The organism is Paenibacillus periandrae, from assembly GCF_022458865.1.
Classification (GTDB): domain Bacteria; phylum Bacillota; class Bacilli; order Paenibacillales; family NBRC-103111; genus Paenibacillus_S; species Paenibacillus_S periandrae.
Genome location: NZ_JAJNMU010000009.1, coordinates 89,284 through 107,271, shown reverse-complemented (window position 1 = coordinate 107,271; position 17,988 = coordinate 89,284). Strand labels below are relative to the sequence as shown.

Annotated in this window: 19 protein-coding genes; 4 read left to right on the top strand and 15 right to left on the bottom strand. The window is 46.0% G+C overall.

Annotated features, from left to right (window positions below; translation table 11 throughout):
* Window positions 1–59: 59 nt before the first annotated feature.
* The 4 genes from efp to LRL21_RS16355 all read right to left on the bottom strand — a co-directional run bounded on the left by efp (window position 60) and on the right by LRL21_RS16355 (window position 3,013).
* Window positions 60–617 carry an elongation factor P gene (gene efp / locus LRL21_RS16370; RefSeq protein ID WP_076230020.1) on the bottom strand — a complete coding sequence of 186 codons (558 nt, stop codon included), beginning with the start codon at window positions 615–617 and terminating at the stop codon, window positions 60–62.
* Between the two features lie 79 nt (window positions 618–696).
* Complete coding sequence (locus tag LRL21_RS16365) at window positions 697–1,767, bottom strand: M24 family metallopeptidase (RefSeq protein WP_240416879.1); 1,071 nt, start codon at window positions 1,765–1,767, stop codon at window positions 697–699.
* Between the two features lie 166 nt (window positions 1,768–1,933).
* Window positions 1,934–2,386, bottom strand: a complete 453-nt coding sequence (gene aroQ / locus LRL21_RS16360; RefSeq protein ID WP_240416878.1) for a type II 3-dehydroquinate dehydratase — start codon at window positions 2,384–2,386, stop codon at window positions 1,934–1,936.
* A 117-nt stretch (window positions 2,387–2,503) separates the two neighbouring features.
* A complete protein-coding gene (locus LRL21_RS16355; RefSeq protein WP_240416877.1) occupies window positions 2,504–3,013 on the bottom strand; it encodes a YqhR family membrane protein in 510 nt (169 codons plus the stop codon).
* A 160-nt stretch (window positions 3,014–3,173) separates the two neighbouring features.
* Here LRL21_RS16355 and LRL21_RS16350 point away from each other — a divergent pair, with 160 nt between their 5' ends.
* Window positions 3,174–4,115 carry a DUF1385 domain-containing protein gene (locus LRL21_RS16350; RefSeq protein ID WP_240416876.1) on the top strand — a complete coding sequence of 314 codons (942 nt, stop codon included), beginning with the start codon at window positions 3,174–3,176 and terminating at the stop codon, window positions 4,113–4,115.
* A 47-nt stretch (window positions 4,116–4,162) separates the two neighbouring features.
* Window positions 4,163–4,432, top strand: a complete 270-nt coding sequence (locus LRL21_RS16345; protein ID WP_240416875.1) for a hypothetical protein — start codon at window positions 4,163–4,165, stop codon at window positions 4,430–4,432.
* An 86-nt stretch (window positions 4,433–4,518) separates the two neighbouring features.
* On the opposite strand, the gene LRL21_RS16340 is transcribed toward LRL21_RS16345, so the two are convergent.
* On the bottom strand, window positions 4,519–5,502 hold the full coding sequence (locus LRL21_RS16340) for a patatin-like phospholipase family protein (protein ID WP_240416874.1): 984 nt from the start codon (window positions 5,500–5,502) through the stop codon (window positions 4,519–4,521).
* A gap of 746 nt (window positions 5,503–6,248) precedes the next feature.
* The gene (mntR, locus tag LRL21_RS16335) at window positions 6,249–6,671 is read right to left on the bottom strand and encodes a transcriptional regulator MntR (protein WP_240416873.1); all 423 of its coding nucleotides are present in this window, start codon (window positions 6,669–6,671) and stop codon (window positions 6,249–6,251) included.
* A 240-nt stretch (window positions 6,672–6,911) separates the two neighbouring features.
* Between mntR and splB the strand changes: the two genes are divergently transcribed.
* Window positions 6,912–7,973 carry a spore photoproduct lyase gene (gene splB / locus LRL21_RS16330; protein WP_240416872.1) on the top strand — a complete coding sequence of 354 codons (1,062 nt, stop codon included), beginning with the start codon at window positions 6,912–6,914 and terminating at the stop codon, window positions 7,971–7,973.
* Here splB and LRL21_RS16325 read toward each other — a convergent pair.
* The 6 genes from LRL21_RS16325 to metG all read right to left on the bottom strand — a co-directional run bounded on the left by LRL21_RS16325 (window position 7,970) and on the right by metG (window position 14,723).
* Window positions 7,970–8,680 carry a cytochrome c biogenesis CcdA family protein gene (locus LRL21_RS16325; RefSeq protein WP_240416871.1) on the bottom strand — a complete coding sequence of 237 codons (711 nt, stop codon included), beginning with the start codon at window positions 8,678–8,680 and terminating at the stop codon, window positions 7,970–7,972. The two genes, splB and LRL21_RS16325, sit on opposite strands and share 4 nt — an antisense overlap.
* A gap of 41 nt (window positions 8,681–8,721) precedes the next feature.
* Window positions 8,722–9,525, bottom strand: coding sequence for a metal ABC transporter permease (locus tag LRL21_RS16320; protein ID WP_240416870.1), 804 nt, complete (start codon window positions 9,523–9,525; stop codon window positions 8,722–8,724).
* A 32-nt stretch (window positions 9,526–9,557) separates the two neighbouring features.
* Window positions 9,558–10,343, bottom strand: coding sequence for a metal ABC transporter ATP-binding protein (locus LRL21_RS16315; protein ID WP_420832454.1), 786 nt, complete (start codon window positions 10,341–10,343; stop codon window positions 9,558–9,560).
* Window positions 10,344–10,386: 43 nt separating this feature from the next.
* Window positions 10,387–11,355: a metal ABC transporter substrate-binding protein gene (locus LRL21_RS16310; protein WP_240416869.1), complete on the bottom strand. Its 969-nt coding sequence runs from the start codon at window positions 11,353–11,355 to the stop codon at window positions 10,387–10,389.
* Between the two features lie 172 nt (window positions 11,356–11,527).
* The gene (locus LRL21_RS16305) at window positions 11,528–12,607 is read right to left on the bottom strand and encodes a Gfo/Idh/MocA family protein (protein ID WP_240416868.1); all 1,080 of its coding nucleotides are present in this window, start codon (window positions 12,605–12,607) and stop codon (window positions 11,528–11,530) included.
* A gap of 58 nt (window positions 12,608–12,665) precedes the next feature.
* Window positions 12,666–14,723: a methionine--tRNA ligase gene (gene metG, locus LRL21_RS16300; RefSeq protein WP_240416867.1), complete on the bottom strand. Its 2,058-nt coding sequence runs from the start codon at window positions 14,721–14,723 to the stop codon at window positions 12,666–12,668.
* Window positions 14,724–14,946: 223 nt separating this feature from the next.
* Here metG and LRL21_RS47345 point away from each other — a divergent pair, with 223 nt between their 5' ends.
* Window positions 14,947–15,117, top strand: a complete 171-nt coding sequence (locus LRL21_RS47345) for a hypothetical protein (RefSeq protein ID WP_476703982.1) — start codon at window positions 14,947–14,949, stop codon at window positions 15,115–15,117.
* A 318-nt stretch (window positions 15,118–15,435) separates the two neighbouring features.
* Here LRL21_RS47345 and yidD read toward each other — a convergent pair whose 3' ends face one another.
* The 3 genes from yidD to murA all read right to left on the bottom strand — a co-directional run bounded on the left by yidD (window position 15,436) and on the right by murA (window position 17,965).
* A complete protein-coding gene (gene yidD, locus LRL21_RS16295) occupies window positions 15,436–15,654 on the bottom strand; it encodes a membrane protein insertion efficiency factor YidD (protein ID WP_240416866.1) in 219 nt (72 codons plus the stop codon).
* Between the two features lie 108 nt (window positions 15,655–15,762).
* Window positions 15,763–16,572, bottom strand: coding sequence for an inositol monophosphatase family protein (locus LRL21_RS16290; protein WP_240416865.1), 810 nt, complete (start codon window positions 16,570–16,572; stop codon window positions 15,763–15,765).
* Window positions 16,573–16,663: 91 nt separating this feature from the next.
* Window positions 16,664–17,965 (bottom strand): UDP-N-acetylglucosamine 1-carboxyvinyltransferase, encoded by a 1,302-nt coding sequence (gene murA / locus LRL21_RS16285; RefSeq protein WP_240416864.1) that lies wholly within the window; start codon window positions 17,963–17,965, stop codon window positions 16,664–16,666.
* Window positions 17,966–17,988: the final 23 nt, after the last annotated feature.

Here is a 17,988-nt window from a genome sequence, read left to right as displayed (position 1 = left end):
GGATAGCAAAAAATCCATACCGGTTTCGGTATGGATTTCGATTGTGCAAAGGGTATGAACTAAGCGCGGGAAATATACTTTCCTTCACGGGAATCGATCAACAGCACATCGCCTTCGTTAATGAACATAGGCACTTGAACCGTCAGACCTGTTTCCAGTGTTGCACTTTTGGTTGCACCAGTAGCTGTGTTTCCTTTAATACCCGGCTCTGTTTCAACAACTTTAAGCTCAATGCTGTTTGGCAGGTTAATTCCGAGAATTTCGCCCTGGTAGCTCATGATATGAATCATCATGTTTTCCTTCAGGAATTTAAGCTCCCATTCCAATTGCTTGGCATCCAGACTGAACTGGTCGTAAGTTTCGGTATCCATGAACGTATACTCGGTACCGCTGGCATACAGGTATTGCATCTCACGGTTCTCGATGTGAGCACGGCCTACGTTTTCACCTGCACGAAAAGTTCGCTCAACGGTATTGCCATTACGCAGGTTTTTGAGCTTGGAGCGTACGAATGCTGCACCCTTACCCGGTTTTACGTGTTGAAAATCAATTACGGTAAATAGGTCATGCTCCACTTCGATGGTAAGGCCTGTCTTAAAATCGTTTACTGAAATCACGGAAAAATACCTCCCTAAAAATGTGAGCAGCCAGCCTGGTGCTAATCAGCTAACCCAAGCAGCTGCCAAAGATTTAATCTCAAGCTAACACAATCAAGTCTTTGCTTGAATGCGTTAATATGTGAATACCGGTCTCTGTGATGACAATATCGTCCTCGATGCGAACCCCGCCAAAGCCTGGCAAATAAATGCCTGGTTCGACCGTCACAGTCATACCTGGTGTTAAAACCGTATCTCCCTGCACCGACAATCGCGGCGCTTCATGAATTTCCATTCCTAACCCATGACCTGTTCCGTGTCCAAAATAATCCCCGTACCCATGCTGTTTGATCACATTTCTCGCAATCGCATCTGCTTCCTTACCCGTCATACCCGGTCTGATCTTGTCCAGCGCTTCCAACTGAGCCTCAAGTACGATATGGTAAATTTCCTTGTGCTTATCTGTAGGCTGGCCAACAACAACCGTGCGGGTAATGTCTGAGCAATAGCTTTTGTAATACGCGCCGTAATCCAGCTTGACGAATTCGTTCGTTTGGATCACTCGGTCACTTGCTTTGCCATGCGGCAGAGCTGAACGCTCACCTGAAGCCACAATCGTTTCGAATGAAGTAGACGCTGCACCATTTATGCGCATGAATATTTCGATTTCGAGTGCAATATCAATTTCTTTAGTGCCAGTCTGAATGAACGATAAAATATGATCAAAAGTACGGTCAGCCAAATCAGCTGCTTCCTGCATGACAGCCAGCTCCGACGCATCCTTGATCATCCGCAGCTTTTCTACCAATCCACTGGTTGCCTGAAGCTGAATCCCGCTTAGTGCATCAGATGTACTTAGGAAGGTTCCATAGGTCATATCATCCTGCTCAAAGCCAACCTTCGTTATACCCGCCTTCAACAGCAGATCTTTGACGGTTGCCATTGCTTTTGGTGCATGCTCCACCACTTCATAACCGATCGCCTGCTTAGGAGCTTGTGTCATGTAACGAAAATCGGTAAGCAGGTACGCCTTCGACTCCGAAATCAGCACATAACCTGAGGAACCGGTGAATCCTGTCATATATTGACGATTAGTCGCATTCGTAATCAGAATAGCCTGCAGTCCTTGCTCCTGAAGCGCGTAACGCAATTTATCCAAACGTCCTTGCATGTGGTTTCCCTCCTAAAAGTTTTCCGTAGGAAAACTAACTTCGTAAGCACAGGCTTGACTTTCTATAAGAAAGTCTTCTTCGTAAGCGTAAGCTTGTTTTCCGTAGGAAAACTGACTTCGTAAGCACAGGCTTGACTTTCTATAAGAAAGTCTTTCTTCGTAAGCATCACTTCGTGAGATTCGCCTCATCCAGGTGCTTGACTAAAGCACGCAGACCCAGCTCATAGCCATCGGCACCAAGGCCTGCAATTTGACCAAGCGCAACGGGAGCTATCACCGACACATGCCGGAAAGGCTCTCTTTTATGGATATTGGAAATATGTACTTCAATCAATGGTAGCTGCACAGCGCTTATCGCATCACGAATGGCATAGCTATAATGGGTAAATGCTCCGGGATTCATAATGATTCCCTGCTGCTTGCCGAAAGCCTCATGGATTTTATCGATCAACGCGCCTTCATGATTGGATTGGAAGCATTCCAGCTCCACACCCAGCTCTACAGCGAGCTTTCGAAGATTATCCTCTATGGCTTGCAGCGACAATGAACCGTATATGCCTGGCTCTCGAACACCCAGCATATTCAAATTAGGGCCATTTAATACCAAGATTTGTTTCAAAGCAGACCCTCCATAACCAACAAAAGTTGACTAAAATTCGCGTACCTCTTATTTTACCATAAGTTTCTTCGATTTGAGAACTGTTTTTTCGATAGTTTCATGTTTACAGCGACAAGCTCATTCTGCCTGCGGGCTGGACCTGCCTTTTTTGAAGGGCTCACGTTCGCGTTCATCGTTAAACTCATAGGCTATACTGTACCCGATAAACAAACCCCACAGTATGAATAAACATAACTCCGTCAGTATGGTTTTCAAATCAAGATAAGCAATCCAATTCATCATTCCTGTAAGGGGACCGATTAATAAAAAAATCAAGCCCCACCATATCGCCCCGTACCCAAGTCCCGCCCAGGGTCCAGCCGATTTGGCCAAAAGTAAAGCGTACAGCAGCGAAGCTGCAATTGAAAATACGATAAATACGCACCATCCGAGCAAATAACCTTGCCAGGTTACCAAAAAGCTGCTTTTAAAAAACGGTTCGACCATGAATCCTGGTGTCAGGCTGCTGAAGTGGAACAGGCTTTCCACCATCTTGACTGCTCCCCAAATCAATCCAGCATAAAAGCCGATGTACAACGAAAAAAACCATTTATTAGAACTAAGAGCGGCTGCTTGTTCCATATCCATCGTGATCCCCCATTCCTCGCAAAGGTTTGACTATCCATTCGGGCTGGTAAAGTTAGTATACGCATTTTTCTGTTAACTAATCGATAGTAGCTTTCTCTCTTTGAATCCGATACAATAATGAAGAAACCTCACTCATCATTTACAAAAGAAGGTGCAGATCGTGTCGCAAAAAGAGCAACCAAGTGGAATTTACGGTGGTCAGGCCGTAATCGAAGGAGTTATGTTTGCAGGTCGAACTGTACACGTTACGGCGGTACGCCGAAAAGATAATTCCATTCAATATTTAGAAGTTCCTAAAAAAGAGATCGGGTGGGTTCAAGCCTTAAAAAAGATTCCTTTTATCCGCGGGATTGTAGGTATTGTTGAAGCAAGTGCCAAAGGCGCGCAGCATTTGAACTTTTCCGCTGAATCATTTGCCGAAGGCGAACAGGACCCCGAGGAACTGAAGAAAGAGCAAAAGGAATCCATGGCTGGGCGGGTCTCCATGATTCTGGGAGTTGCCGTGGTCGGCGTGTTGTCCTTTGTATTTGGTAAATTCGTATTTACACTCGTTCCTCCTATTATTGAGCAGCTGCTGTTCGCCAACGTATTTCACAATCAGATTGGGCATAATTTAATTGAGGGCTTGATCAAAATCATTTTATTGGTAGCCTACATTTACTTTATTTCCTTAACACCGATGATCAAGCGTCTGTTTCAATACCACGGAGCCGAGCACAAGGTGATCAGTGCCTATGAAGCTGGCATGGAATTAACCGTAGCCAATGTTCAAAAATTCAGTACACTGCATTATCGCTGCGGCAGCAGCTTTATCGTGTTCACAGTGCTCGTAGGTGTCATCATTTACTCATTTTTTACTTACGATTCGTTTGTTGAGCGCATCGTACAGCGTATTGTGCTTCTTCCCGTAGTTATTGGTGTTTCTTATGAGGTCCTTCGATTCACCAACAGCTTGCGTGAAGTGCCTGTTCTGCGTTATCTGGGTTATCCCGGATTGTGGCTGCAAATGCTCACAACCAAGCAGCCTGATAATTCGCAGGTAGAAGTGTCCATTGCATCCTTTAACCGGATGAGAGAAATCGATCAGAAGCTAAAGCTTTAATTGTATAATAAGGAAGTTTTCTACGAAAACTCTAAGGAGGAAACGTAATGAAATCTGGCCGTTATTCCATTGCTACCTACATCATACTGGGATTAGCATTGATAGGTGTTGCCTCGATGGCTTCCCAGCTCATCATCCCGATTGTCGTATTCGGTGTCATTTTCCTGTTACTAAAGTACCCACCCAACAAATGGGGCAAAAGAAAGACAACGACAACACGTTTTGGCAAAGGGAAAGAAAGACGTACAAGGGATGCCACGTTCCGTGTCATTAACGGAAATAAGGGAAACTCAGATGAGCCTCCCAAATATCATTAAGCGGCGAGCTTCTCGCCGTTTTTTATTTTGCTATCTAATCATGCCGAGCATTCCTGCGCTCCTTAAACACAGCTTCCCTTCATCACTTAAATAATTATTGCTTTGTTGTTGCGAAGCACATGTTCTACGTAATCTTGCTTATAGTCGTTGAGCCTCCATTTGTCAAAAAATCGTTCACCTGCCTTCTTGCCAGAGTCATACAATAGCCTGCTTGTTTCCAAAGGTATATCAAATTGTGTAATACTTACCCCAAGCGTAGGGATTTTAATTGTCCGAAATCGATTGACCTCCTCAATATAACGCTCGTCATGAGCATCCATCATGGTGGAAAATAGCGCCTTGAACATCGTTAAAGGACCGTATATCGTATTGGGCTTGCTAGAGCCTCTACCTACAAGCTGGAAGCCCACTGTCGGAATCATGGAATCCAGAGCAGGAACGTCATCATGATCGAAGATCCATAATGGAAAATTACTTAAAAGTCCTCCATCAACGACATAAACAAATTGCTCAGCAAACGTCTCATTCGGTAATCGCTTGTCTGCCGCTTTACGTATAATCACTGGGTCAAAAAAATAAGGAATACTCGTGCTCATTCTAACGGCCTTGGAGATGGCCAACTGCTGCGGATCAATTCCATATTGAGCAATATCATCGGGAAGCACTAACAGCTTGCGCTGTGAAATATCTGATGCGATAATTCTCAGCTGATTCTTTTTCAAATCACCAAAGTTACGAATCCCTTTTGCCAACAAAAGCTTATGCATCCAGTTTTCTAATGCTTCTCCCGAATATAGCCCTTTTTTTAACAAGAGACGAACAGCCGGCCCGACTACCTTGGTATCAAACAGCTTGGAACGCTGCAGGAAGGCTTTGAATGGTGTTGCTTCAATAATGGCTTTCATTTCCTCAGCCTGGTAACCAGATGCCACTAGAGCGGCTATGATGGCCCCTGAGGATGTACCCGCTACCTGGTGAAACTCGATTCCCCTGCTTTCAGCTGCTGAAACGGCTCCAGCCAATGCAATGCCCTTAACTCCGCCGCCTTCAAATACAGCATTGATTTTCATGAGATTTCTTTCCCCCTCCCAAACCCTCCCCTGAGGGGAGGGCCCCAAAGGGCTTTGCCCTCTGGACTCCCTGGATCATGAGCGTACTGTTGTGTTCCTCGGGGCGCTTTCGTCCCTTTGGGACACGCTTGACTGCTGCTTCTTTGGCTGCTGGCTGGACCGTGCTTTCGTGTTCTCGGGGCGCCTTCGTCCCTGCGGGACACGCTTGACTGCTGCTTCTTTGGCTGCTCGCTGGACCGTACTTTCGTGTTCTCGTGGCGCTTTCGTCCCTGCGGGACACGCTTGACTGCTGCTTCTTTGGCTGCTCGCTGGACCGTGCTTTCGTGTTCTCGGGGGCGCAGCCCTTGCTGTCCCTGCGGGATTCGCGCAGCTGCTATTTCTGCTGGGTAGAACCGCTATGTATCGCCCTCCTTTTATTCATAGGTACCCGTTTGGTAAAGCAAACTTAGTAATAAAAAGTAAGTATATGCGGTGTGGTGTGGTTTCTTGCGCTATTCTTGTGCAAGCACGCAAAAAAAGCATCCGAAATTATCGGATGCTTTTTTTGCATATTTCTTCTTTTTACCAAGAAGAAGTTCAGTGAGTACGAAGCGGAGTGACCGTGGTGTTCTGGAGAAGCGGAGCGCTCGCCTTGTTCATGGAATTCAACCTATAAATGTTTAATACAATCAAGAATTCCATGAACAACAGCGATCGGAAGAACACTTCGGTCGCGCAGCGGAACATACTCACTGGACTGCTTCACCTCAGGTCTCGTCCATTTCTTTCTTAAGTTTCATCAAATCTTCGCCGCGCTTGGGGTCACGATTAAAATATTCGATCAAGGTTTCAATGCAGGTAATCGAATCCCAGCTAAGATGATGCTCTATGCCTTCAACATCTTTATAGATCGTATCCTCGGATACGCCAATTAGCGTTAAGAATTGCTCCAGCAGGTCATGTCGGACAACCAGTCGCTTACCCATTTTTTGCCCTTTGGGTGTTAAAATAAGTCCACGGTATTTTTCATAAACCAAATAATTGTCTTTATCCAGCTTTTGTATCATCTTGGTGACGGACGAAGGATGTACCTCTAGTCCCTCAGCAATATCAGATACGCGAGCATAGCCTTTTTCATCAATAAGTTTATAAATTCGCTCCAAATAATCTTCCATGCTCGGTGTAGCCATTTATGTTCCTCCCGTACATCATCAATGACCCTGCTTGAATGCAAGAAGTAAATCCACTTTTACAGAATGAATTACAGCTATAAGAAGCACACTAAGGTCATCATAAGCGCTTTTTACTATAACATAGCCAGATTACCGAAGCAAGCCAGGCCACCTATCAATCTCTATATCTTATGCAAAATTCCGCAATTGTGTTGGCGCCAGCCATCTCGTTCCTTGCAAATTTTCAGGAGGTGTACCATGTCTACCGAACTGTTAACACCAGGCCCACGGCAAACTAAAGTATTTGTTCCTGAACTCGTATATTTCGAGCCGGACGCCCTTAACTACCCCAAAGGGCAAAGAATTCTGGAATGGGCCAAACAGCAAGGTCTGCCCATACACATGACAACCTCCCACAATCGGATCACAAATCTGCCGGGAGATAGCGAGCTGGAAAAATACAAAATCGCCAAAAGAACACTTGTTGTAGGCATACGGAAAACGTTAAAATTTGAACAGTCCAAGCCTTCCGCTGAATACGCAATTCCAATAGCCACAGGCTGCATGGCCCACTGCCATTATTGTTATCTTCAGACAACGCTTGGTGCCAAACCTTATATTCGGATTTATGTAAATACCGACGATATTTTGAAAGCAGCCAAAGCCTATATCGACGAAAGAGCACCGGAAATTACCCGGTTTGAGGCAGCCTGTACTTCTGATCCTGTCGGACTTGAGCATATCGGCGGCTCGTTGAAGGAATTGATTGAATTTATGGCTAACGAGCCGCTTGGCAGACTACGTTTTGTAACCAAGTTTCACCATGTAGAGCCGCTGCTTGATGCAAACCATAATAAACATACCCGGTTCCGATTTAGCGTCAATGCAAGCTATGTAATCAAAAATTTTGAGCCGGGAACCTCCAGCTTCGCAGAGCGCATCACCGCGGCAGGCAAGGTCGCCAAAGCCGGCTATCCGCTTGGTTTTATTATTGCGCCTATTATTTGGCATGAGGGCTGGGAAGCTGGCTATCAGGAGCTGCTGGAGAAATTAAAAGAGGCGCTTCCCGAAGAAGCAACCTCAGATTTGAGCTTTGAGCTGATCCAGCACCGTTTTACGAAAACCGCCAAAAGAGTAATCGAGCAGCGGTATCCCAAAACCAAGCTGGAGCTTGATGAGACCAAACGCAAATACAAATGGGGTCGTTATGGTCAAGGCAAATATGTGTACCCTGATGAACAAGCCAATGCTTTGCGCGAGTTTATTACCGATCAGATATTCGATAAGTTCCCGAATGCCAATATTGATTATTTCACTTAAAATTTAAGCCAGTCGGGGGTAATTTGATTGAGCCAGATGGTAATTCTCGTCATTTGATCGGTATAGAGCAGGATCGCCATAACAACCATCAGCCCCCCGCCTATTTTCATAATTAACGAAGAATAGCGTAATATCCATTTAGTCGTTCCAATGAAAAATGAAAGCACAAGAAAAGGAATGGCAAATCCGAGCGAATATGCAGTAATCAGCGGCAGCCATGAGTCGGGATTGGTTGCAGCCAGCGCGAGAATTGCAGACAAAATCGGCCCAATACAAGGTGACCATCCGGCAGCAAAGCCGATACCGATCAACACAGAACCCAAGTAGCCTGCAGGCTTCAGCTTCCACTGCAGCTTACGTTCCTTCATTAACCATTGAGGTTGAAAAATCCCCAACAGGAATAATCCCATCATTAAGATCATCAATGCTGCAATTTGACGTAATAAGCCTTTGTAGTCAGCAAAGAAATTGGAAACGAGTCCAGCTCCCCAGCCCAGGCTATAGAAAATAATCGAAAACCCGAGAATAAAGCATAACGTATGTAGCACCGTTTGTTTACGTACACCGGCAGAGGAATTCGCGTTTTTGAGTTCACTAACCGATATGCCTGTAATATATGACAAATAAGACGGATACAGCGGCAAGCAGCAAGGTGATATAAACGATGCGAACCCAGCCCATAGGGCTATCCATAAATTAACTTCCAATACTTAACCTCCCAAGAGCAAACCGTTCATTTTCACAAATTCTATAAACGTAAACCCCTTTTAATAAACAAAATAATAATGAGCAGTGCAATCAGGAACAATACGATTGTAGCGCCCGGCGCCAGATCCCACAACCCCGCCGACAGCAAGCCTCCGAGAACAGCCAATTCCGAGAAGAGTATGGCCCAAAATAAGGAATGGCGAAAGCTTTTGGCAACAAGCAATGAACAGGCTACAGGTATGGTCAGCAAAGAGGATACGAGCAGCGCACCTACTATTTTGATGGAGACACTAATTACCAGCGCCGTCATCATCGTAATCATAATATTGTAAAACCGCAGTGGCAATCCACTGACTCCAGCAGCATCCTCATCAAAAAACATCAGAAACAGTTCTTTATAGTTAAACGCAATCACGCCCACCACAAGAACCGTTACCCCAAAAACCACCCATAAATCAGTCGCATCCAAAGTGTAAATACTGCCAAAAAAATAACTCATCACGTTCATATTGAAGCCTTTGCCCAATGTAAACAGCAGCGTAGCAATAGCCACCCCACCCGACATAATAATGGCAATGGACAGCTCCGCATACGTCTTGTAGGCCTTACGAAGACGCTCTATTGCGAAGGAGGCCAGCAAAGCAAACACAAGCCCGACTCCGATCGGATACACGTTAATCAGAAAGCCCAGAGCCACCCCTGCAATCGATACATGAGCAAGTGTATCTCCAATCATGGACAACCGCCGCAGCACGAGAAATATGCCCATCAGCGGCGCAGTCAGTCCGATCAGTAAGCCGCCTATAAGAGCACGTTGAAAAAAATATTCCGAAAATATATCCACCCAAATTCCTCTCCCAGCTTGGCGACGATCTGTTAACTTGGAACTTCTATCTGCTCACGCAGCTTATGAATCGAATGTGTCAAATTGGTTTCCAGGCAATTTTCCGGCTCGTGCGTATGCCTCACATAAAAAGACAAAGAGCCGCATTTATCTACGGGCTCCGCACCCAGATAGGATTGTATCATATCCATATCATGAGATACCATTAAAAAAGTAATATGATGCTGCTGGTGCATGTGCCGGATCATTTGAAAAAAATCTGCCTGCGTCTGGGCATCAATCCCTACCGTAGGCTCGTCCAGTATAAGGAGCTCAGGGTTGTTAATCAGAGCCCTGGCAAGAAATGCCCGCTGCTGCTGCCCTCCTGAGAGCTGACCGATACGGCGATCGGCTAAATCCTCAATCCGCATAGCATACAGTGCATCCGAGCACTTTTGCTGTTCAGCTTTACTGATTCGTTTGAACATATTTTTTTTGCCGTATAAGCCGGACTGTACAACCTCGCGGACGGTAGCCGGAAACAGCGGATTAAAGGAGTTTTTTTGCGGTACATAACCGATTCGGTGCCAATCGCTAAAAGAAGATACCGGCTCACCAAACAGACGAATTTCACCTTGCGTCGGCTTCAGGAGACCAACAATCATCTTGAGCAGCGTTGTTTTCCCTGCACCATTAGAGCCGATAAGCCCAACAAAATCGCGCTCCAATACCGAGAAGCTCAGATGCTCGATCACCTTTTTTTGTTCATAAAAAAAAACGACATCATCAATCTCAATGATACTACGATGACATCGGGGGTCAGCAGCCATAGAAGTCATAAGTGCAAGCTCCTTTATCACAGGTTTTCCTTGTCTCTTTCTTCTATTGTAATGCTTTTATTAAATTTTTCAAATTAACTTCCATCAATGAGATATAATCAGCCCCAGCTTTCGTCTGCTCATCCGTCAATCCCTCGATTGGATTCAACACCATCGTCTCTACCTTGGCATCCTTGGCAAGCGTTTTGGCCAAGCGATCCGATACGAGCTCTTCAAAGAAAATGTATTTAACGTTGTTCGTTCGAATAAATTCATTGATTTCCTGAAGTCCCTTGGAGGTAGGCTCTGCATCTGGAGACAGACCCATTATCGGCTTTTGTGTTAGGCCGTACTCCTTCGTTAAATAAGCGAACGATTGATGCGTTACGACGATTTGCTTTTTCGTTAGTGGCGTTAATGCCTGCTTGTATTGATTATGCAATTGATCCAGCTGGGCAGCATATTTAGTATAATTCGCTTCATAATCCGCCTTATGAGCAGCATCGATTTGCACCAATTGATCTTTGATCGTAAGTGCCATTTGCTTGGCATTAAGAGGACTCAACCAAACGTGCGGGTCGACATGACCGTGTTCAGTGGCGGTGTGATTATGGCTGTCTGCTTTCCCTTTCGCCTCTTGCACCTCTTCCTCGGCCGCTTCGATCAATGATAGACCTTTACTGGCCTCAACCACTGTGACTTTGGTGTCCTTCTGCAAGCTGCTCAAAGTATCATCGACCCAGCCTTCAAAGCCTGCGCCCAAATAAAGAAACATTTGCGCTCTGGATATATTTTGCATATCGCGTCCCTTGGGGGACCAATCGTGCGGTTCAACCCCTGTCGGAACCAAATTGATCACATTCACATGATCGCCACCGATTTTCTTTGTGAAATCGTAGAGCGGATAGAAGCTGGCAACAACATTTATTTTATCTGGAGAAAGCGCTGCTTTGGATTCTCCGCAACCAGCCATAACTACCGACAAGCCTGCAATAATCATCATTGAGAACAACCATTTTTTTCCGAAAAACATTTCAAAATCCCCTTTATGTAAATCGTAATAATTTTCATTAGCAGTTTAGATTATACGTTCCACTTCCTCGGCTTGTCAACTGTTAATAATTATTACGATTAAACGACAAAAAGCACCCCTCCGGGACTTGTCCGCAGAAGGATGCTTTGAATTTAGATTCTTATTCAATTTCTTAAGCAGTCTCAATGCGCTCCGCTTGCAGTTGTGCTTTGATACAAAGCTCTGCTGCCTTGAAAGCATGCTCCTGCGTCATCGCATTTTCGGTACGGTTGATGCAATCCAGAATCAGCTGTCCGAAGAAAGGATAGCCTACTTCGCCAGTCAGAGCAAAATGCTTTTCGCCCTCTTGATTTACCAGATACAAATGGTTGCCGCTTGGATCACGGGCAACATCAATATATTTACGAATTTCGATATATCCCTCAGTACCGAGAATGGTCATACGGCCATCTCCCCAAGTACCCAGACCGTCCGGTGTCAGCCAGTCAACGCGGAAATAGTTGGTTGCTCCATTATCAGCCACAAGGGTAGCATCGCCAAAATCCTCAAGCTCCGGGTAATCCTTGTTCTTGTAATTAGCTACTTTACTGCTAACTACTCTTGCATCCTTAGCTCCTGTGAAGTAAAGGAACTGCTCAATTTGATGGCTGCCGATATCGCACAGAATACCGCCGTAGTTGTCAAATTTGAAAAACCAATCCGGTCTCGATGGAGCATTCAAGCGGTGAGGCCCAAAGCCAATAACCTGAACAACACGGCCAATCGCCCCTTGCTCAATTAATTGTCCTGCGAATACAGCACTTTCCACATGAAGACGCTCGCTGTAATACACCATATATTTACGGCCGGTTTCTTTAACCTTTGCGCGAGCCTGCTCAAGCTGCTCCAAAGAAGTCAATGGCGCTTTATCTGTAAAATAATCTTTGCCTGAATCCAACACGCGTAGTCCCAATGCGCAGCGATCCGATGGAATAGCCGCACTTGCAACTAATTGGATTGAAGTATCATTCAAGATCTCCGCTTCGGAAGCGGCTGCTCTGGCTTGCGGGTACTTACTGATAAAAGCGGCTACCTTGGCAGGGTCTGGATCATAAACGGCAACCAGCTCTGCACCTGCTTCGATTAATCCATTAGTCATTCCATAAATATGACCATGATCCAAAGCAACAGCAGCAAAAAGAAATTCTCCCTTACCTACAACCGGATTCGGTTTGCCCTGAGGGGCGTAATTCATTCCATCTTTGTTTTGCATCGTATTGAATGCCTCCTGATATTGGGATTCCTTTGGACAATGTTAACGTGAACATTCCTCATTTTACCACAGATCCGTTAGGAAGTGCATCAGAAATTGTAGCCAATGTTAATTGGTCTCCGTGAGATGCAGCCAAAATCATTCCTTGAGATAATTCGCCGCGCAGCTTGACCGGCTTCAGGTTCGTGACACAGATCACCTTGCGTCCAACCATTTGCTCTGGCGTATAAAATTTCGCTATACCCGATACGACCTGACGCTGTTCGGTTCCCAGATCCAGTTGAAGCTTCAGCAGCTTATCAGCCCCTTTGACCGGTTCAGCAGCCAATACTTCTGCAACACGAAGCTCGACCTTGAAAAAATCATCGATGGAAATTTCCGCAGCCGTTTCATCTGTACTTGTCGTTGGGGCCGCTGTGGCTGATCCTTTAACAGCAAAAGTTTGATTGCCGGCGTTTTGCTTGGGAGCTTGCTCCTTTGCCGCCACTGCCGCTTGTTCTGCTCCAGCTCCTTCAGTACTGGCTGCTGCGCCTCCGCCCATAGCCTCTGCAATGTAGGCTACTTCCTTCTCCACTTCAAGTCGAGGAAATAACGCTGCTCCTTTGGCTACACGAATACCAGCCGGCAGTAGTCCAAACGTATGGATCGTATCCCAGGCAGGCTGAGCTTCTTCGCTTACCCCAAGCTGCTGCCAAATACCACGCGGAGTCTGAGTCAAGAAAGGCTGCAGCATTACTGAGGATATCCTTAGCGATTCTGCCAGCACGTACAGGACTGATCCCAGAACGTCACGTTTACTCTCATCCTTGGCTAAAGTCCAAGGTTGGGTTTCATCGATATATTTATTGGTGCGGCTGGTCATTTTCCATATTTCACTCAACGCTACGGAAAACTCCATCTTCTCCATCGCTTCTTCTACTTTAATGGCTGCCTGGCTTATCGTGTCCAGCAGAACCGTGTCGAATTCGGTAGCTCCAGCTGCATAAGCGGGCAGAATACCGTCAAAGTACTTCTCGATCATCGCTACGGTACGACTTAACAAATTACCCAGATCATTCGCCAAATCAAAATTGATCCGTTCAATAAAGCTTTCAGGTGTGAATGTGCCGTCTGAGCCAAATGGAACCTCACGCAGCAGGTAATAACGAAGTGCATCCAGTCCATAACGGTCAATCAGAGTAACCGGATCTACGACGTTGCCCTTGGATTTGGACATTTTGCCATCCTTCATGAGCAGCCAGCCGTGTCCGAACACCTTTTTGGGTAATGGAATGTCAAGCGCCATCAACATAATGGGCCAGTAGATCGTATGAAAGCGAATAATCTCTTTGCCGACGAGATGTACATCTGCAGGCCAGTAATTTTTAAATTTGGCATCATCCTCTGACCCGTAACCAAGTGCTGTTATATAATTCGATAAGGCATCGATCCATACATAGATGACATGCAACGGATCGCCGGGCACCTTGACTCCCCAATCAAAGGTCGTACGAGAAACCGCCAGATCCTCCAGACCTGGTTTGATGAAGTTATTAATCATCTCATTTTTACGCGATTCGGGTTGGATAAAATCCGGGTTCTGCTCATAGTACTCAAGCAGTCGGTCCGCATATTTACTCATCCGGAAGAAATAGCTGTCTTCCTTGATCAGCTCTACAGGGCGACCACAGTCTGGACATTTGCCGTCAACGAGCTTGTTCTCCAAAAAGAACGATTCGCAGGGCGTACAGTACCAGCCTTCATAGGTACTTAAATAAATATCGCCCTGCTCCATCAATTGAGCAAAAATCTTCTCCACCGACAGCTTGTGACGCGGCTCAGTTGTACGAATAAAATCATCGTAGAAAATATCCAGCTTTCCCCACAGCTCCTGAATGCCACCAACAATCTCATCTACAAACTGTTGAGGAGTGACACCTTTTTCCTGCGCTTTACGCTCAATTTTTTGCCCATGCTCGTCAGTGCCTGTCAAATACATGACATCGTAGCCGCGCAGTCTTTTATAACGGGCCATCGCATCCCCCGCGACAGTGGTGTAGGCATGACCGATATGCAGCTTATCACTTGGGTAGTAGATCGGGGTGGTTAGGTAAAACGTTTTTTGTTTATTCGACATTTGGTTTGCCCTCCTAAAAGTTTTCGTAGAAAACTGACTTCGTAAGCATCTACTTGTTTGTAAAACAAACTGACTTCGTAAAAAAACAGAAAAAGCCCTGTCCAGCTTGGGACGAGAGCTTGTGCTCACGCGGTACCACCCAACTTCCCCCACAATCCGATACATCCGGATCATCAAGGCTCAGTAAGTCATGTTGCGACTTTCCGTTAACGCCGGAACTACGATGACAGCTTACATACAGAGCCTGCCTGATCACAAGCTGCTGCTGCTCACCATCATATCCTCCTGGGCCATCTTCCCTTACTTCGGTCAACCGGTTTCCAGCTTCCCCGGCTCTCTGTATGACACTCTGCAAAGTACTATTCCATTCATCGGATTGACAATTATAGATTAAGCCAAATATAACTAACAAAACATCGACTGTCAAGCCCGTAAGTCCATGAGTCGTGAAGCTGCGTCGTTCACCTATAATATTTTTGATCAGTACGCACTTTTCTTTCTAATATTGGGTAATACTTAGGTAATAAACTGATAAGAAGAGGTGATTATTATATGATGGATTTCGTATATATGATTTTGTCGATGATGGTCGTAGGTTGTGTTTCGCTATTGACACTTGGCCTGTTAGGTGTTTTCAAAAAAGAGAAAGGCCGATAAGCATCCTTAATACAATGTTTGCAATGCCAATACCGTTCAGCCGAATGACGATCAACTACGATTTAGGTGGAACATGATCAATACCACCTGGGTGAAAAGGATGGCATTTACATACTCTTTTAACCGCCAGCCAGGAACCTTTAGCAGGTCCATGCAGCTCCAAGGCATCCAAGGCATATTGGGAGCAGGTCGGGTAAAAGCGACAGGTTGGCGGTTTAAGTGGAGAAATAAATTTACGATAAAACAGAACCATTCCCTTAAGCAAGCCCTTCATATACGCTCCTCCGAATCTTGCACCTGATGAATGACTTGAAAAAGAACTGTATGGGAGCTAATGCCCTCAACAGTCCTTATCAATCGCTAAGTAACATCCTCACACCGCCTAAGCAAGCGTATATAGTCCGTCATAAACCATTTGCAGCAATGCATCCTTGCGACTGGCATGACATGCAATCAGATAGGGCTCGGGATTCATTCCCTTAAAAGGATTCCCTTTGAAATCCATAATCAAGCCCCCCGCTTCCTGCACAAGCAGCAAACCGGAGTATAGATCATCGCCTTCCGAATTGTACAAAATGATCCCGTCAATATGCCCTCTTGCGAGCATACTCCACTGCAAGGTAGGTGCCCACAGCCGCAGCATCCGTTTGGAACTGCTTTCCACATGCCTGCGTAAACGAATAGCTTCTGCATGATTCTGCACCGCATGGCCTTGTATCCACCCTATGGTCAGTCGCTTGGGTAGAGGACGTACCTGGAGCTCCAACGCCGCACCATTACAAGTTGCACCCTGATCCTGCTTGGCCACATATATCCTGTCCTGCATCGTATCGTAAATTACACCAAGAACGGGCTGCTCTCGATAGATTAAGGTCACAGAAACTCCAAACAAAGGCATTCCAATCGCAAAATTGTTCGTTCCATCCAATGGGTCGACCAGCCATAACCAGTCGCTGTCCACACCCGACCACCCATTCTCTTCGCTATGAATCCGGTGATCGGGGAATTCGTGATGAAGCCGCTTCAGTATTGCTTCCTCTGCCTTCAGGTCAGCTTCAGTCAGCACATCACTGAACTCGCCCTTCTCTTCGACACGACAACCTTCAGCAAAAAAATGACGTGCAATATTCCCAGCTTCCCGTGCAGCAGCTACAGCAACCTCTTCTGCCTTCAAAAGCGTATGTTCCAGCATTATTCCATCATCCTCTGCGCATTTCACCCGTTACGACTGAAAGCTTCATTTGTTCAAAAAGATAAATACAACCGTAACAGCCGCGAGGTGCTTATCCTATGTATGGAGCCTGTACTTCGAGTTGGCCTGTTCCTTCGTCTGTTTGCTCCAATGAGATTTTGGCTCCCAGCGAGCGAAACAGCTCTATCGCATTTTCATTGCCACGCTGTATATGCTCTATGCCAGTGATCCGGGTTGTCCCTTCGGCGGCCAATCCAGCTAACAGCAGACATGTACCTGCTCTTACGTCTGTTGCATGAACCCAATTCCCTTGAAGAGGCAAGCCCCCTCTAATAAATGCACTTTCCTTACGCACTTCAATCTGGGCTCCCAGTCTTTTCAACTGCTGCACATGGCTGAATCGCTTCGGATATACACGTTCAGTAACAATGCTTTTACCCTGTGATTGAAGCAATAATGCCGTAAAAGGCTGCTGCAAATCCGTTGCAAATCCCGGATACATTCCTGTTCGAATCCGTGTCGCTCGCAGCTTGCCGGACGAATGCGCCGTAATATTCTGATCATCGATGACAATCTCAATCCCGATTTCGCGAAGCTTGGCCGTGCACGAACCCAAATGCTCTGGAATTACGTTTCTTACCGTGACACTGCCTCCGTTCATACCTGCAGCCATGAGAAAAGAGCCCGCGATTAAACGATCGGGTATGACCTGATAGACGCCACCACTAAGATAAGGAACGCCTTCTATACGGATTTGATCTGTACCAGCACCAACAATTTTGGCCCCCAGCATGTTCAGGAAGTTGGCCGTATCCACAACCTCAGGATCGGTTGCTGCGTTCATCAAACGCGTCTTGCCTTTTGCTCTGACAGCAGCCAGCATCGCATTAATCGTGGCTCCGGATGTAATCATATCAAAATAAATGTCGGCTCCGCGCAGCTCCTTTGCTTCAACAACATAATAGTCCTGATGAAAAGTAACTTCAGCACCGAGCAATCGGAACGCTTTGATATGCTGGTCAATCGGACGCGAGACAAAATCATCGCCACCTGGGAAACCTACCGTAACCTTGCCGAATTTAGCCAGCAAGGCGCCTACAAAATAATATGAAGCCCGGTATGCCGAAGCCTTGCCCGGGTCGATAACAGCACTGTGCAGCTGTCTCGGGTCCATGTGCAGCTCGCCGGAAGGCAGTCGTTCAATGTATAGTCCAATGTCCTGACCAATTTGACGAATCACGCGCAAATCCTCGATATTCGGAATGCCGTCCAATGTGACTACTGAATCTGCCAGGCAAGTGGCCGCTAACAGCGCCAAAGAACTGTTTTTGGAGCCTTGTATGGATACGGCACCTTTTAGAGCACCGGATTTTTGCACTTGAATAAATTTCACTTCATTTCCTACTTTCCACATGG